Annotated in this window: 18 protein-coding genes; 6 read left to right on the forward strand and 12 right to left on the reverse strand. The window is 68.6% G+C overall.

Annotated features, from left to right (window positions below; genetic code table 11):
- Window positions 1–41 precede the first annotated feature (41 nt).
- Window positions 42–1766: a GAF domain-containing protein gene (locus tag J2W68_RS03225; protein ID WP_310232757.1), complete on the reverse strand. Its 1725-nt coding sequence runs from the start codon at window positions 1764–1766 to the stop codon at window positions 42–44.
- Window positions 1763–2350, reverse strand: a complete 588-nt coding sequence (locus J2W68_RS03230) for a biliverdin-producing heme oxygenase (RefSeq protein WP_310232758.1) — start codon at window positions 2348–2350, stop codon at window positions 1763–1765. The genes J2W68_RS03225 and J2W68_RS03230 overlap by 4 nt, the downstream gene beginning before the upstream one ends.
- Before the next feature lie 160 nt (window positions 2351–2510).
- On the opposite strand from J2W68_RS03230, the gene J2W68_RS03235 reads away from it, so the two are divergent.
- Window positions 2511–3413: an alpha/beta fold hydrolase gene (locus tag J2W68_RS03235; protein WP_310232997.1), complete on the forward strand. Its 903-nt coding sequence runs from the start codon at window positions 2511–2513 to the stop codon at window positions 3411–3413.
- 139 nt (window positions 3414–3552) lie between these two features.
- Here the strand turns inward: J2W68_RS03235 and J2W68_RS03240 are convergent, their stop codons facing one another.
- Together J2W68_RS03240 and J2W68_RS03245 are read right to left on the reverse strand one after the other, a co-directional pair.
- Window positions 3553–3969 (reverse strand): YkgJ family cysteine cluster protein, encoded by a 417-nt coding sequence (locus J2W68_RS03240; protein WP_310232760.1) that lies wholly within the window; start codon window positions 3967–3969, stop codon window positions 3553–3555.
- Between the two features lie 226 nt (window positions 3970–4195).
- A complete protein-coding gene (locus tag J2W68_RS03245; RefSeq protein ID WP_310232761.1) occupies window positions 4196–4666 on the reverse strand; it encodes a YiiD C-terminal domain-containing protein in 471 nt (156 codons plus the stop codon).
- Window positions 4667–4732: 66 nt separating this feature from the next.
- Here J2W68_RS03245 and J2W68_RS03250 point away from each other — a divergent pair, with 66 nt between their 5' ends.
- Complete coding sequence (locus J2W68_RS03250; protein ID WP_310232763.1) at window positions 4733–5509, forward strand: uroporphyrinogen-III synthase; 777 nt, start codon at window positions 4733–4735, stop codon at window positions 5507–5509.
- Between the two features lie 86 nt (window positions 5510–5595).
- A complete protein-coding gene (locus J2W68_RS03255) occupies window positions 5596–6879 on the forward strand; it encodes a heme biosynthesis HemY N-terminal domain-containing protein (RefSeq protein WP_310232764.1) in 1284 nt (427 codons plus the stop codon).
- Window positions 6880–7111: 232 nt separating this feature from the next.
- Here J2W68_RS03255 and J2W68_RS03260 read toward each other — a convergent pair whose 3' ends face one another.
- Window positions 7112–7687 (reverse strand): hypothetical protein, encoded by a 576-nt coding sequence (locus tag J2W68_RS03260; RefSeq protein WP_310232765.1) that lies wholly within the window; start codon window positions 7685–7687, stop codon window positions 7112–7114.
- A 17-nt stretch (window positions 7688–7704) separates the two neighbouring features.
- Window positions 7705–8982, reverse strand: a complete 1278-nt coding sequence (locus J2W68_RS03265) for an acetyl-CoA C-acetyltransferase (protein ID WP_310232767.1) — start codon at window positions 8980–8982, stop codon at window positions 7705–7707.
- A 110-nt stretch (window positions 8983–9092) separates the two neighbouring features.
- Between J2W68_RS03265 and J2W68_RS03270 the strand changes: the two genes are divergently transcribed.
- On the forward strand, window positions 9093–9974 hold the full coding sequence (locus tag J2W68_RS03270) for a hypothetical protein (protein WP_430539661.1): 882 nt from the start codon (window positions 9093–9095) through the stop codon (window positions 9972–9974).
- 449 nt (window positions 9975–10423) lie between these two features.
- Here the strand turns inward: J2W68_RS03270 and J2W68_RS03275 are convergent, their stop codons facing one another.
- The 5 genes from J2W68_RS03275 to J2W68_RS03295 all read right to left on the reverse strand — a co-directional run bounded on the left by J2W68_RS03275 (window position 10424) and on the right by J2W68_RS03295 (window position 15295).
- On the reverse strand, window positions 10424–11047 hold the full coding sequence (locus tag J2W68_RS03275; RefSeq protein ID WP_310232770.1) for a superoxide dismutase family protein: 624 nt from the start codon (window positions 11045–11047) through the stop codon (window positions 10424–10426).
- A 102-nt stretch (window positions 11048–11149) separates the two neighbouring features.
- Complete coding sequence (locus tag J2W68_RS03280) at window positions 11150–11704, reverse strand: superoxide dismutase family protein (protein ID WP_310232771.1); 555 nt, start codon at window positions 11702–11704, stop codon at window positions 11150–11152.
- A gap of 45 nt (window positions 11705–11749) precedes the next feature.
- Window positions 11750–13171, reverse strand: a complete 1422-nt coding sequence (ntrC, locus tag J2W68_RS03285; protein ID WP_310232773.1) for a nitrogen regulation protein NR(I) — start codon at window positions 13169–13171, stop codon at window positions 11750–11752.
- Window positions 13168–14241, reverse strand: a complete 1074-nt coding sequence (locus J2W68_RS03290; RefSeq protein WP_310232998.1) for a two-component system sensor histidine kinase NtrB — start codon at window positions 14239–14241, stop codon at window positions 13168–13170. Before J2W68_RS03290 ends, ntrC begins: the two co-directional genes overlap by 4 nt.
- 256 nt (window positions 14242–14497) lie before the next feature.
- Window positions 14498–15295, reverse strand: coding sequence for a rhomboid family intramembrane serine protease (locus J2W68_RS03295; protein WP_310232776.1), 798 nt, complete (start codon window positions 15293–15295; stop codon window positions 14498–14500).
- A 155-nt stretch (window positions 15296–15450) separates the two neighbouring features.
- Here J2W68_RS03295 and J2W68_RS03300 point away from each other — a divergent pair, with 155 nt between their 5' ends.
- Complete coding sequence (locus tag J2W68_RS03300; RefSeq protein WP_310232777.1) at window positions 15451–16647, forward strand: GGDEF domain-containing protein; 1197 nt, start codon at window positions 15451–15453, stop codon at window positions 16645–16647.
- Between the two features lie 12 nt (window positions 16648–16659).
- Here the strand turns inward: J2W68_RS03300 and J2W68_RS03305 are convergent, their stop codons facing one another.
- Complete coding sequence (locus J2W68_RS03305; RefSeq protein ID WP_310232778.1) at window positions 16660–17619, reverse strand: TerC family protein; 960 nt, start codon at window positions 17617–17619, stop codon at window positions 16660–16662.
- Window positions 17620–17861: 242 nt separating this feature from the next.
- Here J2W68_RS03305 and J2W68_RS03310 point away from each other — a divergent pair, with 242 nt between their 5' ends.
- Entirely contained in the window at window positions 17862–19031 is a 1170-nt protein-coding gene (locus J2W68_RS03310) for a class I SAM-dependent rRNA methyltransferase (RefSeq protein WP_310232780.1), read from the forward strand.
- Window positions 19032–19135 lie beyond the last annotated feature (104 nt).

The raw sequence follows: 19135 nt of genomic DNA on the forward strand, positions 1-19135 counted from the left end.
AAGGCGCTTTTCTCGTACTCGGAGACCGGGTGCAGCAGCGGCTAGTCGGCGTTCGCCACGTTCGTCGTGCCGATCATCGACTGCAGATCGCGCTCGAGCTTGTTGATCCGCTCCGACAGCTCGGTCGCCTCCTGCGGGCTGACATGCACGAGGCCTTCGAGCAGCTCCGAGAGTTGCAGTAGACGCGTCCTCTGTTCGCGAACATCCAGGCGCACGCGCCGTGCCCCCATGTCGCCGAGCTCGGCATGCAGCGCGCCGCGGCGATAGCGCTCGCGCAGCATTGCGTACAGGCGGCCGGCGGTGCGCCGATCGGCATCGCTCCACGGGGCACTGCTGCCGCGCACGGTTTCGTGCCAGGCGGAAAAACTCGCGCGCGGGCCGATCTTGTTGCCGTCGTGATCGATCAGGAACGGTGCGTCCGGACGGCCCGCCCAACGCACTTCCTCGACCTGTTCGCAGCGGAAGAAGAACAGCCACTCTTCGCGGGCGAGATCCAGCGGCAGCGCGAGCACGCCGGCGATGCCGTCGGCATCCTCCGGACTGCTGGGGTTCCAGTCGCTTGTCCGCTCGGTGCTGACCGCGCCGGTGCCGGTGTTGGACCGGCGCAGCCAGTCGAGCAACACGGGCAGGCGCGTCTCATCCGGCGCACGGCCGGCGCTGTACCAGTGACCGGCCTGCACCAGGCCGACGCCGTCGCTCTCGACCGCGCGGTTGAGCAGGTCCAGTTCGCTCTGCAGCGCAAGCCGCGGATCGGAGGCGTTGTCCAGACGCAAGGCGAGCGTGTCGCGGGCAGTGCGCGCGCGCTCCTCCAGCAGCACGGCGTCCTGCTGCTCGCGCGAGGCAATGCGCATCGACACGAACAGGCCGAACATGTCGGCCGCCGCGCGGACGCCCGGGGGCACGCGCCGGGGCGTGCGGTGGTGACAGGCGATCAGCCCCCACAGCCGGCCGCCCGAGACGATCGAGATCGACATCGAGGCCACCACGCCCATGTTGGCCAGATATTCCAGATGCACCGGCGACACGCTGCGCAACGCCATCTGGGCCAGATCGAGCGGACCACCGTGGCTGTCGCGATCGGGCAGGATCGGCACCGGCACGTAGGTGGCGTCCGGAATCACCCGGATGCGGTTGCGCAGATACAGCATGCGCGCCTGCACCGGAATGTCGGACTGCGGGTAGCGCAGGCCCAGATACGCCGGTAACGCAGCATCGCGCGATTCGGCAACGACTTCGCCCGAATCGTCGGGGCGGAAGCGGTAGACCATCACACGGTCATAGCCGGTCAGCAGACGCACCTGCTCGGCAACCCGCTGGTTGAAATCGTGGATGTCGTCGCTACCGGCGACACGGGCGATCATCGTCTGCGCGACCACCGTCGGTGAGCGCTCGCCGGCGCTGCGCGGCTGCGGCTCGACTTCGATATGCACCAGACCGTCGGCGACGTGCACGCTGATATCGCACAGATTGGCCATCGGGCCGATGTTGCCGACCGCGGCGCGTTGCGGTGGCGAGCCGGGCTCACCGAAGCCGATCGTCTCGGCGATCGCCTGGATCAGATCGTCGGTCAGAAACTCGCGCAGCGAGTGCCGCAGCATGTCTTCCGGCGGCGAGCCGGTCAGTGTTTCGACGTTCGCCGAGACGTGGCGGATGGTCCAGTCGGGCAGCTGGCAGCTGATGAGATACCCGTGCGGCTGGATCGCCCCCGACAGGTGGATCGGTTCGTTGGCGCAGTCCTGGAGTGCGCGTTCAAGCGCTGGATTCATGCAGCAGGCTCCTGTTGAGGCGCGGGCATTGCAGCGAAGGCCCGCTCGAAGCACGACTGGACCAGCAGAAACGCATCACGCGCACCCTGCAGGAGATCGTCGTACGGCAGATCTGTAAGGGCCGAACGTGCGGCGAGGCGATCGAGCACGTTGCGCCAGGAATCGCCCCCGGCGTGCCGCGCCAGGAATCGCGCACCCGAGCGTTCGTCGTGGCCGAGCGATTGCACGCCACGCAACAGATGGCGAGCGCCCAGGCTGCTGCCAGCCATCACGTACTCCCAGCCCAGCCGCGTATCGGCGTCGATGGCATAACCCCGCACACCCGAAGGTGGCAGCGGCGCCAGCGCCAGATCGTGCAGATCGCCGGACAGCCAATAGGACGCCCGGGGCACCGCACCGATCACGACTTCGAAGTCGGCTGCGAACCTCTGCATGCCCACCAGATAGCGCCCATAGGTGAGCGGCGTGCCTAAGCCATCCGCAAAACACGCATCGACGCGCGCATGCAGATCCGAGGTTTCCGCGCGCAGAAAATGGCGCAGGTCATGACGCTCCACATCCAGTTTGCGTAGGGCCGTATTCATGTTTCCAGCATACGCCGATGCATTTTCGGTCACTGTCTTTCGCCGAACATAAGCAGTGAAGCTTCAGCACTGTGAAGACGCGTCTTTACGTTTGACCCGTCGCGCGCGCCTACGACGCTTACAATGCAACGCATTCATCGCAGCCCCGGCCGTGCAATCCGTGCAGCTTCCCGACTATCCATTCGACGGCCACCGTTTCGAAGCACGCCCCGGCGTGCACATGCATTACCTCGACGAAGGTCCGCGCGACGGTGAGATCGTGCTGATGCTGCACGGCAATCCGTCGTGGAGTTACTACTGGCGCCACCTCGTACTCGGCCTGCGCGACCGCTACCGCTGCATCGTGCCCGACCATGTCGGCATGGGCTGGTCGGACAAGCCCGACGATGCGCGCGGCGCAGTGCCGCGTTACGACTACACGCTGGCCTCGCGCGTCGAGGACATCGGCGCCCTGCTCGCGCACCTGCGCATCGATGGTCCAGTGACGCTGGCGGTCCACGACTGGGGCGGCATGATCGGCTTCGGCTGGGCGCTCGAACACATGCCGCAGGTCAAGCGGCTGGTGATCACCAACACCGCCGCATTTCCGCTGCCGAGCGACAAGCCGATGCCGTGGCAGATCGCGCTCGGCCGCGACTACACAGTAGGCGAGTGGATCATCCGCGGTTTCAATGCGTTCTCTGCAGGTGCCTCCTGGCAAGGCGTCGAGACGCGCATGCCGGCCGATGTGCGCCGCGCCTATGTCGCGCCGTATGACACCTGGGCCAACCGCATCAGCACTGTGCGTTTCATGCAGGACATCCCGCTCGGCCCGAAGGATCGTGCCTGGCCGCTGCTCGAAGCGGCCGGCAAGCGTCTGCCCGAATACGCCGACCGCCCGGCCTTCATGGGCTGGGGACTCAAGGATTTCGTGTTCGACCACCATTTCCTTGCCGGCTTTCGCGCGGCATTGCCGCAGGCCGAGGTCATGGCGTTCGAGGATGCGGGGCATTACGTGCTCGAGGACAAGCATGCGGTGCTGGTGCCGGCGATCCGCACGTTCCTGGATGCGAATCCGCTCTGAGGTGCCAGCTGGCCTGACGCGCGGCGACGGCTGATATCGACTCAGGCAGTGCACGCGGACACGCAGGTCCGGTCGCGCGCAACGACACCGATTGCCCTGCAGGTCCGGACGCGCGTCGCCGCCCTGGGCAATGCTGGAATCAGACCGCCGGCGTAACGCCATCGAATGATGACGGCGCCGCGCCGATTGCATCGACGAGCACCATGTCGATCGTCGGCATCCAGTTGGCTTCGCCCAGCGCGGGCAGTCCATGCGCGATGCGCGCCCGGTCGCATTGCGGACTCGCCTCACCGAATTCCCATGACGCCTGCACATCGCGGCAGGCCTGCGGCCGCACCGCATGGATCGAACAGCGCGAAGACATGCCAATCTCGGCATCTAGCGCGATGCAGCGCGGCTGCGATTCCCAGGTGCCGCGCATCACGACCTGATGCGGACCGAAGGCCTCGGTCAGCGCATGCGGCACGACTCCGCCGGACGCATCCGTCTCCATCCAGTGCATGGACACCCGGTACTGGCTGCAGCAGGCCCCACAACTCATACACGGATGGCGCATAGGACGACCCCGGGGATCGCAAGCGTGGAAGGAGCGCGGATTCTTGGCAACGGCGGCGACGCGCGCAAGTGCCATCGCGAGGCGGCTTCTCGGCCTGCGCGCCTCCAGCCGCAATGACGCAGACGAGTGCCGATATCGACTGCATGTCCGCCAAGCTCCGCCTGGGTCCTGGTCGGTGTCCACAGCGAAGCACGGCATGCCGGCCGGGTGACGCGGCGACCGGGAATCAGGCGTCGGCAGTCGGCCGCCGGATCGCCACGTAACGCGCCTGCATCTCCGTCGCGGTGCCGCCGTCGGGCAATGCGATGCGCGCCGTGAGCGCGACGCGCGCGCGGCCACGCGCGCGCAAGGTGCGGGCGAATGTCGACCAGTCACCGGCTTCGTCGAGCGTGGCTTCGGCCTCCAGATCGGCGAGCAGCGGCGCGCGATAGCGGACGGTCGAATCGGCGACGTACACCTCGGCATCGAGGCCGGCCTGCTCGACGCGCAGCGTCACCAGACCCCAGGCCGCAAGCGTCATCACCGACACCAGACTGCCGCCGAATGCCGAGCCCTTGTCGTTGACGTGCGAGGACAGCGGCGCATGCAGGCGCAGTGAATCGCCGTCGTAACCGGCAACGGACACGTCCATCGCCGCAACAGGCGGCATCGAACCGTAATACGCCTCGAGGGCGCGGAGCGAATCGTCGAGCGTCATGCGGAATCCTGTGGGGGTGCGGTCGTCCGGCTTGCGCCGCAACACCGCAGCCACCAAGCTTGGCGCATGCATGCCGCGCCGGCTTTCCCGCATCTGGCGGGATACTACGTCATCTCACTACGGCCGGCCGGTGCACATTCAGGCCTGCGCCGCGAAGCTGCGCGTCTGGGCGCGCGGACATTCGCGCTCTCGCCCTGGCGCATCGTGCATCGCGACGATGCGGATATCCGGTCGACCTTGCGACGCGCGCTCGCGGCCGATGTCGTGGTGTTCACCAGTCCACCGGCCGTCGCGGCGGCCTCGGCGCTGCACGCGTTGCACGCACGCGACGCGCAGGCATGGCTCGCGGTGGGCGCAGGCACTGCGGCCGCACTCGAACGTGTCGGCATCGTCGGCGTTCGTGCGCCCACGCGCATGGACAGCGAAGGTCTTCTCGCACTTCCCGAGTTGTCGGCGGTGGCGGGCCGCAGCGTCGGCTTGGTCACCGCGCCCGGCGGGCGTGGGGTCATTGCACAGGCGCTGGTCGAGGCCGGGGCGGACCTGCGCCGCGCCGATGTCTACAGGCGCGTGCCGATGCCACCATCGTCCGCGCGCATCCAACGTCTGCTGGCACTGCCCGCGCCGTGGCTGCTGCCGCTGAGCAGCGGCGAGGCGCTGTCGCGCACGCTCGCATCGCTGTCGCCCGATGCAACCGCGCGGCTGCGCGAGGCGCGCGTGCTCGCTGCCAGCGCGCGGCTTGCCGATCTCGCACGGGACGCCGGATTCGCCGACATCCGACAGGCCAAGGATGCACGTCCCGCATCGTTGCTGGCCGCCGCGCTGGCGGATCAACTAGCCAGCTGAATGGACGACCCGGCCCGCGACGGGCCCGTCACGACGGCATCTGGCACCGTAGCGCTCTTGTCCCCCGCGCCATCCGGAAATCCGCCATGTCCTTGCTCCGTGCCCTGCTGGTCTGGATCGTCATCGCCCTCCTTGGCGCGCTCGCCGCGCAACTGCTGATGTCGGGTGACCCCGGCTACGTGCTGGTCCGCCGCGGCGGTGTCGACTACACGACCACGGTCATCAATGCGATCGCGATGCTGCTCGGGGCGATGGTCGTGGTCTGGCTGCTGGTCACGCTGATCCTGCTGCCGTTCCGCAGCTGGGGCCGCTATCGCGAAACCAAGGCGCAGAGCCGTATCGGCGAAGGCCTCGATGCGCTGCATCAAGGTCACTACGCCCGCGCCGAAAAGCTGCTGGCGCAGTCGGCCGATGAGAACCCGCATTACGAGCCTGCCGCGCGCATCGCCGCGACCCAGGCGGCGATCGGGCGTGGCGATGAAGCAGGTGCGCGTGCGCATCTCGACAAGTTCGGTGACCGCCATCCGGCGACGCGCGCGATCGCGCTCGCCGAACTCGCATTGCTCGACGAACGCCCGATCGACGCGCTGACCGCGCTCGACACGCCAACCGCGCAGCCGTTGCCGCCGCGTGGTCTGGCGCTGCGTGCCGATGCCTGGGCGATGACCGGCCACGCCGCCGAGGCCTACGGACTGCTCGGCGCGCTGCGTCGCCAGAACGCGCTGCCCGACGCGCAGTTGGAGATCCGCGAGATCCGCTGGGCCGCCGCGTCGCTGCACGAAGCGACAGATGCCAATGTCCTCGCCGAACGCTGGGAAGCGCTGCCGAAGCACATCCGCACCGAAACGCCGGTGGTACTGGCCTACGCCGATCGCGCGGTCGCTCTGGGCTGGAATGACGCCGCGCTCAAGAGCCTGGAAACTTCGCTCGATGCGCGCTGGGACGAGCGTGTCGCAGCCCGCTACGCCTCGCTGGAAGTCGGTGATCCGGCGCATCGCCAGTCGCGCATGGAACGCTGGCTCAACGCGCATCCGTCGAGCCCGGGCGTGATGCTCGGCCTCGCGCGACTGCATCACATGCAGCGCGATTGGCCGAATGCCCGCGACTACCTGCAACGCGCGATCGACCAGGGCGCCGGCAGCGATGCCTGGGTGCAGCTGGGCGACGGTTACGCCGCGGACGGCGATGAACGCAATGCGCGCCTGTGCTACGCGAACGCCCTGCGCGCCGCGCGCAATGAACCGGTGGTCGCGCTTGCTCCGCCGCCGATCGCGCCGCGCGACGAACTGATCGAACCCGAAACCCGCGATGCGCAGGGTCTGCCGTACATGCATGGCGATGCGCCGCCGCGCTCGACGGACCGGTTCTGAAGACGCAGCGGCATTTGAGCCCTGCCCTGTGCGTCCGTTACGGGTAGAGGCTTGGGTGGAGATTTACCGTCAGATCCCGGAGTGATCTGACGATCCGTCCAGTGGGTGCGGGTCTCAACACGGTCACGGCCTGTCGTTCGCCCATCCCATCTTCCCCCGCACGCGGGGGAAGGAGATTGGCTTCATAACGCCGCTGAGTCGGCGCGATCTGCGTCATCCAGCGACGCATCCCTCAACGCATCGACCGATGCACCGCCACTGCGCCATCAACCGCCTGGTCGAGCGTGAGTTCCGCGGCACGCCCGCGCCCGTTGCCGGCCAGCGTGACCGTCAGCGGTCCAACGATGACCTGTGGGCCGACAGGCCCGAGCGGCGCATTGCCATCGAGCAGCGCATCGGGAATCGCGACGAAACCGCTCAGCGCGGACACGCGCGGATCCTCGACATACATGCCCGCCCGCTGCATGTCATTGGCAGTCAGCGGTTCATTGTCGACGATGACGATCGCGCCGACCGCTGCGCCATCCGCCTGCGAACGCCAGGCGCAGCTGATGCCGTAGCTCTCTGGCGTGTCCTGCCGGGTGCCGGCGTCGTCGACGGCATCGAGACCGGCGACCATGTCGCCGAGTGCGGATGCCAGGCGCGGACAGTCCGGCAAGGCATCACGCGGCGGCGGCGCCGAAACCAGCTGCGGACCAGATGTAGTCGACGGCTGCGGCACTTCGGCGTCTTCCTGCCCGCACGCGGCGAGCGCGCACACGGCGACAGCGAGCAGACCAAGACGGCCCGGAATGCGGAACACGGACATGACGACGCTCCCTGCGATCAGCGTTCGAGGATCGCGACGACGCCCATGCCACCGGCGGTGCAGATCGAGATCAGTGCGCGGCCACCGCCGCGTTCCTTCAGCTGCTTAGCGGCAGTGGCGACGACGCGCGCGCCGGTCGCCGCGAACGGATGACCCGCGGCCAGCGACGAGCCGACCGGATTGAGCTTCACCGGATCGATGCGGCCGAGCGGCGCGTCCAGGCCCAGACGCGTGCGGCAGTAGTCCTCGCTCTCCCACGCGCGCAGCGTGCACAGCACCTGCGCGGCGAACGCTTCGTGGATTTCGTAGAGGTCGAAATCCTGCAACGTCAGATTGTTGCGGGCGAGCATTTCGGCCACGGCCACGGTCGGCGCCATCAGCAGGCCTTCGCCGTGCACGAAATCGACCGCCGACACATGCGCGTCGCGGATGTGGCACAGCACTTCATGCCCGTGCGTCGCCGCCCATGCGTCGCTGGCCAGCAGACACGCGGAGGCGCCATCGGTCAGCGGCGTGGAGTTCGCGGCGGTCAGCGTGCCGCGACCGGAGACCTTGTCGAACGCCGGCTTGAGGGTCGCCAGCTTCGCCAGCGAGGTGTCCGCACGCAGGATGTTATCGCGCGAGACGCCGCGGAAACTCACCACCAGATCATCGAAAAAGCCGCGCTCGTAGGCGGCGGCCAGCTTGTGATGCGAGGCGACGGCGAGTTCGTCCTGCGAATCGCGCGCGATGTTCCATTCCTTGGCCATGTCCTCGCAGTGCTCGCCCATCGACTTGCCGGTGCGGGGCTCGGCGACACCCGGAAAATCCGGCTTGAGTTCGCGCAGGCGGAATCCCTTGAACGCAGCCAGCTTGTCCCTGGGCGTCTTCGCTGCATTCGCCGCGAGCAGACGATGGCGCAGCGCGCGGCCGTAGACGATCGGCACATCGGACGTGGTGTCCGAACCGCCGCCGATGCCCGACTCGATCTGGCCCGCGGCGATCTTGTTGCCGATCGTGATGATCGAATCGAGCGACGTGCCGCAGGCGCGCTGCAAGGTGATGCCCGGCGTCAGCGCCGACAGGCCCGACGACAACGCTGCCTCGCGGCCGAGATTCCAGTCGCTGGAATGCTTGATCACCGCGCCCATCGCGACTTCGCCGAGCTGCTGACCGTGCAGGCCGAACTTCTCCACCAGTGCCCCGAGCGTGCGCACCGACATGCCGAGATTTCCGACGTCCGCGTAGGCGGTGTTCTGGCGGCAGAACGGAATACGAACACCACCGAGCACGGCGACGGGACGACCTAGCAGCATCGGAATGACCTCGGGATGAGTGGCTTGGGAATGTCCCGGAGCCGGGACAGGCATAATGTGAATGAGTCTATCGCTGACGATGTGCACGGCCAATGACCGCAGATCCCGACATTTCCCGACAAATTCCCGCCCCGCAGGTGCTCGGCGTGCTCGCGCTCGAACTGAGCGACGATTCCACGCCCGCGCGCGACGCGCTGGGCCAGCAGGCCGCTGGCGAGCTCGCCAAGCTGCTCGGCCGCGACCTCGGCGCGCTGGTGCCGGGTGTGCGCGAGCTCGACCTGTCGTTCGCCGCCGCCCATTTCGATCCCGCCGAATTGCTGCGGCCGGGCTGGCCGGTGCACCGTCGCCTCGACGAACTGCGCGTGCGTGCGCCGCAGTCCGGACAGGGGCCGCGCATCATCGCGTTCGGCGCGGATGCGGCTGGCGCGGTGCCGCTGCCGTTCCAGTCCGATGCGCAGCTCGCTGGCGGCCGCTTGCGCGTGCTGCCGTATCTGTTCGTCGGCGAACCGGCGGCCACCGAAGCCGTCGCGGCGCATATGGAATCGATGCTGCTCGACCTCGGCATGGCCCAGGCCGATACCGCGCTGTGCGCACAGGAAGCCTTCGGCGCACGCATCGAGCACGCGCGTTACCTCACCCTGCACGACCTGCTGGCGATGACCGCGATGCAGTACCGCAACCAGGGCCTGGACCCGTTGTGGGACGTCCTGGAAACCGCGCTGCTCGCGCCCGAGTCCGAAGCCTGGCTCGACGCACCGCCGGAGCCGTTGCTGCGGCATGTGGATGGCGAAGTGCGCATCGCGATGCTGGCGCCCGAGGACTGGCGGCGCCGGTGCGCGTCAGACGAATCGGACGATGGCCGGTTGGCGAAAGGTTTCGCGATGTATGAGGCGCGGCAGCGGCAATTGTCCGCGGTGCTGCAGGCGCACGGCGTGCCGGTGGTGTTCGTGCATGTGGCGCCAGAGCAGGATCCTGTGGCGGCGTTGCGCTGACTCGCCACGGGCGCGGGCTGTGCTTGTTGAATAGAAGCGCGAGACGCACCTTCACCCCAACCCCTCTCTCGGAGGGAGAGGGGCTCCAAGCAGCGGACTCACGGGTCAACGCGAACTTGGCGCTCGCCATCCAAGCCCCGCTTCCTCCGAGATCTAAGCCCCTCTCCCCTAGGGAGAGGGGTTGGGGTGAGGGCTGACGACGTCAGCGAATTCAACATCACGGCGATGGGTTCCGGCGCGCTTGACCCTTCCTAGGAACCAAATGCGAAGGCAGAACCCCGCCCTCACCCGACGCGCAACGCGCGTCGGCCTCCCCCACAAGGAGAGGCGTTGCGTCACGCCGGCTGATGCGCCAGCGTCCAACACCAGCACACGGCGCAAAAGAAAACGCCCGCCTCCTCCGGGAGACGGGCGCCAGCGCATTTCCTATAACGCGATAGCGCGAGCGTTTATCCCGCCTGGATCACGCCACACGCCAGACGATCACCGGCGTTACCGGTCGGCTGCGTCTCGTAGTCGTCGGCGTCCTTGTGGACGATCACGCCCTTGCCGACGATGTCGTCCGCGCCACCGCCGCCGATGGTCGCGCCTTCGAGCCAGCCGCTGACCTCGGCGGTGCCGTCGGTACCGGCCACGATGTTGTCGCTGTCGCCGGCGTGGTGATCGCCCTGTCCGACGCGACCGTGATCGGTGCTGCCGGGATTGAAGTGGCCACCCGCGCTGCTGCCGTCAGGCGCGCTGCAGTCGCCAGTTTCATGCACGTGGAAGCCGTGGGTGCCACCGGCCGGCAGGCCGGTCACGGTGCCGGTAACTTCGATGCGGCCGTTGACCACCGCGAAGCGCAGTTCGCCCGCGGTCTGGTTGCCGGCAGTCGGCTGCAGGGTGGCCATGGCGCTGGCCGCGGCCATCGTCTGCGTCGCATCAGGCGGAGTGGCGGCCGTGGTTTCGGCGGCGCGATCGGCTTCGGCGGCTGCGTTGTCACCGGTGTTGGTGGTTTCGGCGCTGCCGCCGCAGGCGGCCAGCGCGAGGGCCAACGCGGCGGGGATCGGCATCAGGAATCGGTAATGGCGCATGAAGCTCTCCTCGGATCGGATGGGGCGCGTCTGACACGCGCGGTATCGCGGCGGCCAGCATCCCTGCGGCCAGGTCTCCACCGCGTGAGCAAGCCGCGGCCGCTACGGGACCTGGACGGTACCGCAGGCCACGCGGGCACTGATCGCGCCGGGCGTCGCGCCCAGGATCAGCAGCCCACGCCCGACGATGTCATTGGCCGCGCCGCCGCCGAGCACCGCGCCGGGCAACAGCAGATCGAGCGTGGCGACGCCGCGGCCGTTGGCCACGATGCGGCCGCGCTCGCCGGAATCCGGCTGCGTCGAAGGGATGCCCTGCTGTGCATCGAACTCGGGGCCGGCGCTGATCGCATCGACCGCGCTGCAGTCGCCGCGGGTGTGCAGGCGCAGGTTGTGGGTGCCGTTGCGGACCAGGCCGCCGACTTCACCGCGGACGCGCACGCCGCCGACATCGGGGGACAGCACGAGGCGGCCGCTGACCAGCGAGCCGGACGCGGAGGCGAGGTTGGCGATCGCGCCCTGCGCGGTGCCGGTACTGGCCACCGCGACGACGGGGACCGGCGCGGGCGTCTGCGCAGCGGGGCGGGGCGCGCTGGCGCAGCCGGCGAGCAGGGTCGCGGCAGCGGCCGCGAGGATCGGGAATCGGGTCATAGGGTTCATGGCGGCCACTCTAGTCCGCGCACGCGGCGCGTCGATGAAGGATGTTCAACTGCGACGCCGACGCGCGCCGAGTTTGCGGGTCAGCGTGTTGCGGCCGACGCCCAGCCGGGTGGCGGCCTCGGCGCGGCGCCCGCCGGTGTGCACCAGCGCGGTTTCCAGCAGCGCGCGGTCCAGGCGTTCGCGGGCCTGTGCGTGGATGTCGTCGTCACCGGCGCGCAGCCGCGTATCGGCCCAGGCGCGCAGCGCGTCGTCCCACTCGCTCGCGGCGAGCGCGGCATCGCCCGGGTCCGGCGCGGCGCGCGCGGTCAGCAGACCGTCGAGATCCTGCGGCGTGACCAGATCGGCCGGCGCCAGGGCGGCCAGGCGCCAGCACAGGTTCTGCAGTTCGCGCACGTTGCCCGGCCAGGCGTGTTCGCGCAGACGCTGCAACGCGGCGCGGCCGAGGCGCTTGGGCGGCGCATCGAGCTTCTCGGCCGCGGCCTGCAGGAACCGTTCGGCGAGTTGGCCGACGTCCTCGCGCCGGTCGCGCAGCGGCGGCAGGCGCAGGCGCACGACATCCAGGCGATGCAGCAGGTCGGCGCGGAAGCGGCCGTCGGCGACCAGGCGCTCGAGATCCTGATGCGTCGCCGCGATCACGCGCACGTCGACGCGGATCAGTTCACGCCCGCCGACACGGAAGAACTCGTCCTCCGCCAGCACGCGCAGCAGGCGCGTCTGCAGCGAGGCCGGCATGTCGCCGATCTCGTCGAGAAACAGGGTGCCGCCATCGGCCTGTTCGAAGCGGCCGATGTAGCGGCGCGACGCGCCGGTGAACGCGCCTGCCTCGTGGCCGAACAGTTCGCTCTCCAGCAGCTCGGCCGGAATCGCCGCGGTGTTGAGCGCGACGAAGGGCTTGCGCGCACGCGGCGACTCGCGATGCAGCGCGCGTGCGACGAGCTCCTTGCCGGTGCCGGTTTCGCCGGTGACCAGCACCGACACCGGCGCCTGCGCCAGGCGCCCGATCGCGCGGAACAGCTGGCGCATTTCGGCGGTGTCGCCGACCAGCGCGTCGCTGTCGCCGGTCGGCTGCGGGGCGTCGTCGGGCGCGGTGTCGTGGTCGCCGAGCACGCGCGCGGCGAGCGCGACGGCTTCGTCGAGATCGAAGGGCTTGGACAGGAACTCGTGCGCGCCGCCGCGGAACGCGCCGGCGGTGCTGGCGACATCGGTATAGGCCGACATCACGACCACCGGCAGCTGCGGATGTTTCTGCTTCAGGCCATCGAGCAGTTGCAGGCCCGAATCGCCGGGCATGCGCACGTCGGTGAACAGCATGTCCGGCGGCGGCCGCTTGGCCAGTGCATCGCGTACGGCCTGCGCGCTGTCGAAACCGGACACGTCGTAGCCGGCTTCGCTCAGCGCGGTGGCCAGCACGAACCGGACGGAGCGGTCGTCGTCGACGACCCAGATGCGCGGGGCGGGCGTACTCATGCGGCGGGCGCCTCCGGCGCGTTGGCGGCTGCCTCGTCTTCGACCGGGAACGGGAGCTGCAGGGTGAAAACGGTATGTCCGGCGCGTGAGCGGTAGACCAGCGCGCCGCGATGTTCGCGGGCGACCTGCTGCGCCATCGCCAGGCCCAGGCCGCTGCCGTCGGGGCGCCCCGACACCAGCGGCAGGAAGATCTGCTCGACCATGTCCTCGGGCACGCCGCGGCCGTCGTCGACGACCTCAAGCCGCAACACCATCGCATGCACCGCGTCGCCGATCCGCACGCCGAGCGCGGCGCGGGTGCGCAGGGTGATGTTGGCGGCGCCGGCCTGGATCGCGTTGCGGACGAGGTTCCAGATCGTCTGGGTGAGGCGGTCGGGATCGCCGGAGAGTTCCGGCAGGCTGGGGTCATAGTCGCGGATCATGCGCACCGCCCAGCCGGCGTCGGCTTCGGCCAGGCGCAGCACCTGTTCCAGCACGCTGTGGATGTTGAGCGCGCGATGCGGCGTGGGCGCACGCGGCGACAGCAGCTGGTCGACCAGCGTGCCAAGCCGCGCCACTTCGGTGTCGACCAGGGCGACCAGTTCACGCGATTCGCCATCGCTGACGCGCCGGGCCAGCAGTTGCGCCGCGCCCTTGAGGCCGGCTAGCGGATTGCGCAGTTCGTGGGCCAGGCCGCGCAGCGCCGCCGACAGTGCGAGCGGCATCGCGAGCGTCGGATCGGCGCCGGGGAACTCGTCGACCGGGTGCGCTTCCAGCAGCAGCCCACCATCGGCCTCGCGTGAGAGCCAGGCGTCGGCAAAGCGCGGCTCGCCACCCAGGAAGGCCAGCACCAGCCTGCGCACGCGCATCGGGCCATCGGCGGGATCGCCAGGCGTGCGCAGAGCCAGCCGCAGGACGTCGCCGTCGACTTCCAGCGCGGCCAGCGGCTGGTCGATCAGGCGTTTGCGCCCCACCCCGAGCCAGCGCGCGAAGGCCACATTGCAGGTGCGGATACGCCCGTCGGCATCGGCCCAGACCAGTGGCGTGGTCAGCGAATCAAAGGGTTGCGGCGGGGGTGTTTCGTCGGCCATTGCACCAATGTAGTGCATTGGAGAAGGTGTCGACAGGCTCGGGAGCGGCTTTGACTTTGGCTTGAGCCCTCCCCCGCTGGCGGGGGAGGGTTGGGTGGGGGCAAACCATCGATCGATGCTCGCGAGTTTCGAGCTGAAAGCCTGGCGCTCGAACTTTTCGCTTGAGAGAACTTCCCAAGGCCTGGCCGTTCGCCCCCTCCCAACCCTCCCCCGCAGACGGGGGAGGGCTTATGCGGCGAACCGGACCCTGCGGAAATCAGCTTTCCTCGCTACGCCCACCGCGCCGATCCGGAAACCGCAGCACCACCCCGCGCGGTTCTTCCTCCGTCGGGCGTTCCCACAACACCGGTACGTCGTGCGGCGCGGGCGGCTCGTACGTGTCGCGGCGTTCGAGTTCGGCGCGGGCGGCTTCTTCCTCTTCGATCTCCCAGCTGTAGCGACGGCGCGGCGGGATCGGATCGGCATGGCGGAACCAGAACGCGGCCAGCACGCCGCCGATCGCGCCGCCCATGTGCGACTGCCAGGACACACCCGGCTCCTGCGGCAGCACCGTCAGCAGCATGCCGCCGTAGAACAGGAACGCGATCATGCCGGCGGCGATCGACGGCCGGTCGCGGCGCAGCAGGCCCAGCACGAACACCAGGAACATCAGGCCGTGGGTCACGCCGCTGGCGCCGAGATGATGCGAGCCGGGATTGCCCATCAGCCACGCGCCCAGGCCCGAGCCCAGCCACATCAGCGGCAGGCCGCGCAGCGTGGCGCGTGGATAGACCACCAGCGCCAGCGAGCCGAGCAGCAGCAGCGCGCTGGCGTTGGCGATCAGGTGTTCGGGCGAGCCGTGCAGCAGCGGCGCGGTCAGCAGGCCGAGCAGACCGCTCCATTCGCCGGGTTTCACCGCGAGGAAGCGCCAGTCCATCGCCGCCTGCACGCCGAACACGATGCACAGCAGCAGCACGAAGAGCACGCTCGTCTTCAGCGCATTCGAGAGACGGCGCTTGTCGCGCGCGCGCTGGAGGTCGGAATCGGGGGTGTCGTCGGGACTGTCGAGATGCATGCATCCCAGGATGGCGACGGATCGCGCGGTTGCAAGCCGGGTGACCGGCGTCGCGTTTCGCGGCGCGCACAACGCAGGCGAAACACATGCGCACGCGTCACACGCTACCGTGTCGCCCCGCCCGGTTGGGGCGAAGACCCGAGCGTGCGTCAACAGTGGATGCCTGGGGAATCACATTGCTGGCGATGTTCGTGTTGCTCGCGGTGTCGCTGGCCGCGATGACATGGATGGTGCTGCGCGAGCAGCGCATCCGCGAACACGCGGGCCTGCGCGAATGGACGGTCGGCCTCGCGCTGCAGACGCTGGCCTGGCCGATGTTCGCGGTGCCGCCCTCGGTGCTGGGCGGAGCCGTCCAGGCCATCGCCTGTGCCCTGCTGGTGGCCGGTTATGCAGCGATGTTGCGGGCCCTGCTGCGAAGCCTGCCGACGACACCCGTGCGCACGTCGTGGCCGTGGGCGCTGGTCTATCTGCCATCACTGCTCCTGCTGCTGGCGTTGCTGGTGCCGGGCCAGGCGCCGGAGATGCGCATCGCGATGTTCTGGACCGCTGCGCTGCTGACCGTGCTGCTGGCGGGGCGTGCGCCACTGCGTCGCCGCGGTCGGCGGGCGTGGCCCGAACGTGCACTGGTCGTGCTGTTCGTCGGCGCGGCGCTGGTCTGCCTCTACCGCCTCGCCGAGCAGGCCTTGAATCCGCAATCCGGCCCGACCTTCGAAGCCGGCATCACCCCCGGCCAGCAACTGGCGCTCGCGTACTTCCTGGTGGCGCCGGTGTTCGCCACATTCGCGTTCCTGCTGCTGCAGCTTGAACGCCAGCAACGCTGGCTCGAAGGCCTCGCGGCCGAGGATGCGCTGACCGGCATCCACAACCGGCGCGCCTTCTTCGAACTCGCGCAGCGACGCCTTGCGCGTGCACACGACGACGGCTTGGCGGCCCTGCTGATGATCGATGTCGACGACTTCAAGGCCATCAACGACGCGCATGGCCATGCGGCCGGTGACGGTGTGCTGGCCCACGTCGCCGCGCAGTTGCGGGCCGCGGCCCGCGATGACGAGGTCGTCGGCCGGTTCGGCGGCGACGAGTTCTGCATGCTGCTGACCGGTGGTGGCCTCGGCGAGGCGTCCGAGCGCGCCGAACGTCTGCGCGCCCAGGTCGCCGCGTCGCCGCCGGTCGTCGACGGCGTGGCCACCGCGGTGACGCTGTCGATCGGCATCGCCCATGTCCGCGAGGGCCGGGAGCCGGACCTCGACGCCCTGCTGGCGATGGCCGATCGACGCCTTTACTTGGCCAAGCGCGCGGGCCGCAACCGCGTCATCGACCGCGATGTCGAGGTCGCTATGCCCACGCCCACCTGACGTCGTCGCGCGTCAGGTTTCGGGCATCGACCTCGGCGGCCGCGCCAGACTCAGCGCCACCGTGGCCGCCAGGATTACCACCACGACGCCCAGCGACCACAGCACCGGAATCTTGTAGACGTCGATCAGCAGCATCTTGCTGCCGATGAACACCAGCACGATCGCCAGGCCGTAGGGCAGCAGGTGGAAACGCTCGGCCATGCCGGCAAGCAGGAAGAACATCGCGCGCAGGCCCAGCACCGCGAACACGTTCGATGTCAGCACGATGAAGGGATCGGTGGTGATCGCGAAGATCGCCGGAATCGAATCGACGGCGAAGATCACATCGGTGATGCCGATCATCACCAGCACGATGAACAACGGGGTGAACTTGCGCCGCCCAGGACGGCCGAGCCACAACGCACTGCCGTGGTAACGCCGCACGAAGGGCACGTGCGCGGTCATCCAGCGCAGTAGCGGGTTGTGCTCGAGATCGGGTTCCTTGCCCGCGGCGAACCACATCTTGGCGCCGGTCAGCAGCAGGAACGCGCCGAAGACGTAGAGCAGCCAGTGGAAGTGCGCCAGCAGCGCCGCGCCCGCAAAGATGAGGATGGCGCGCAACGCGATCGCCAGCAGGATGCCGATGATCAGCACGCGCTGACGCTGTTCCTCGGGCACCGCGAAGTAGGTCATCAACATCAGGAAGACGAAGATGTTGTCGACCGCCAGCGCCTTCTCGACCAGATAGCCGGTCAGGAATTCCAGACCCACGCGGTTCGCGGTCGCAGCCCCTGCGGTTTCATGCAGATACCACCACAGACCGCCGTTGAAGATCAGAGCCAGGGCCACCCAGCCCAGGCTCCACCACAGCGCTTCCTTGAAGGTGACCTTGTGCGCGCCGCCGTGGCGCATCAGCACTAGGTCGACCAACAGCGCGACCACGACCAGGCCGCCGAAGCCGGCCCATAACCAGATGTTGCCAATCGTTTCCATTGAAGTTCCCGGACAGGTGGAGGACGACCGCAGGCGCGGACGTCTCGGGAACCGTGGAATCGGAATCCGGGGACACGCCTTCGCCATTGCGGCGAAGGTCTTGCTCACAGCCCGGCGGGCTGCCGTGCGACCGGAGCATTGCTGCTCGAAATGACGGCCTGCACGTCGGGAGCTACTCCCCTTCGGGGGCGGATTGTGCGCATGACGCGCGGCACAATCAAGCGGGCGGGTAAAATGCCGTGATGAACGCACCCTACCCGACCGTACACCTGAAGAACGCCTGGCGTTCCAGCCACCCGTGGATCTTCCAGCGCCTGGTCGAAAAGCCGACCCAACGCCCCAAGCCCGGCAGCATTGTCGATGTCATCGGCGTCGAGGGCGAGTGGATCGGCCGCGGTTTCTACAACGGCCATTCGCGCATCGCCGTTCGCATCCTCGAAACCCATCCCGACGTGCCGGTCGATGCCGGCTGGTTCTCGCGCAAGATCGCCGAGGCCGTGTCGCTGCGCCGCGATGTGCTCAAACTCGACGAGGTGTCCAATGCCTGGCGGGTCGTGCACAGCGAAGGCGATGGCATGTCGGGCCTGGTCGTCGATCGTTACGGCGATCTGCTGGTCGTCGAGTTCTTCAGCGCCGGCATGTTCCGCCATCGTGAGTGGATCTACGAAGCGCTGACCGAACAGTTCCCCGGCTGCCGCTTCCACAGCTTCGCCGACGAACACGTGCAGAAGCAGGAGAGCTTCGATTACCGCGGCAGCGTGCCCGCCGATCCGTCGATCATCACCGAGCATGGCGTGCGCTTCCGTGCCGACCCGGCCGGCGCGCACAAGACCGGCTTCTTCGCCGACCAGCGCGAGAACCGCGAGTGGCTGAGCCGCCAGGTCGCCGGCAAGCGCGTGCTCGACCTGTGCTGCAACACCGGCGGTTTCGGCGTGTATGCGGCGGTGCGTGGCGCCAGCGAGGTCGTCGGCATCGACATCGACGAGGACGTCATCGAGATCGCCAAGGGCAACGCGAAGCTCAACGATGCACGCATCAAGTTCGTGCAAGCCGACATCTTCCCGTGGTTGCGCGATGCGTCGAACGCAGGTGATCGCTACGACGTCGTCGTGCTCGACCCGGCCAAGATGACCCGTGACCGCGAGCAGGTGATTCCGGCGCTGAAGAAGTACCTCGACATGAACAAGCTGGCGCTCGGCGTGGTCAAGCCGGGCGGCCTGCTGGCGACGTTCTCGTGCACGGGACTGGTCAGCGAGGAACAGTTCCTCGACATGCTGCGGCGCGCGGCGTTCTATGCCAATCGCACGATCCAGATCCTCAAGGTCTCGGGCGCGGGCGCCGATCATCCGTTCATGGCGCACGTGCAGGAGTCGCGATATCTGAAGGCGGTGTTCTGCCGCGTCGTCGACTGATGCGGCACCTCGGAGGCGCGGCGCTGTTGCTCGCATCCCTTTTGCGGGGACGTGCGACTGGGTCTCCCCCCGAACGCGCCATCGCGCGCAAGCGCGCGCCTACG

Source organism: Luteimonas terrae (assembly GCF_031457535.1).
In the GTDB taxonomy this organism is placed as follows: Bacteria; Pseudomonadota; Gammaproteobacteria; order Xanthomonadales; family Xanthomonadaceae; genus Luteimonas; species Luteimonas terrae_A.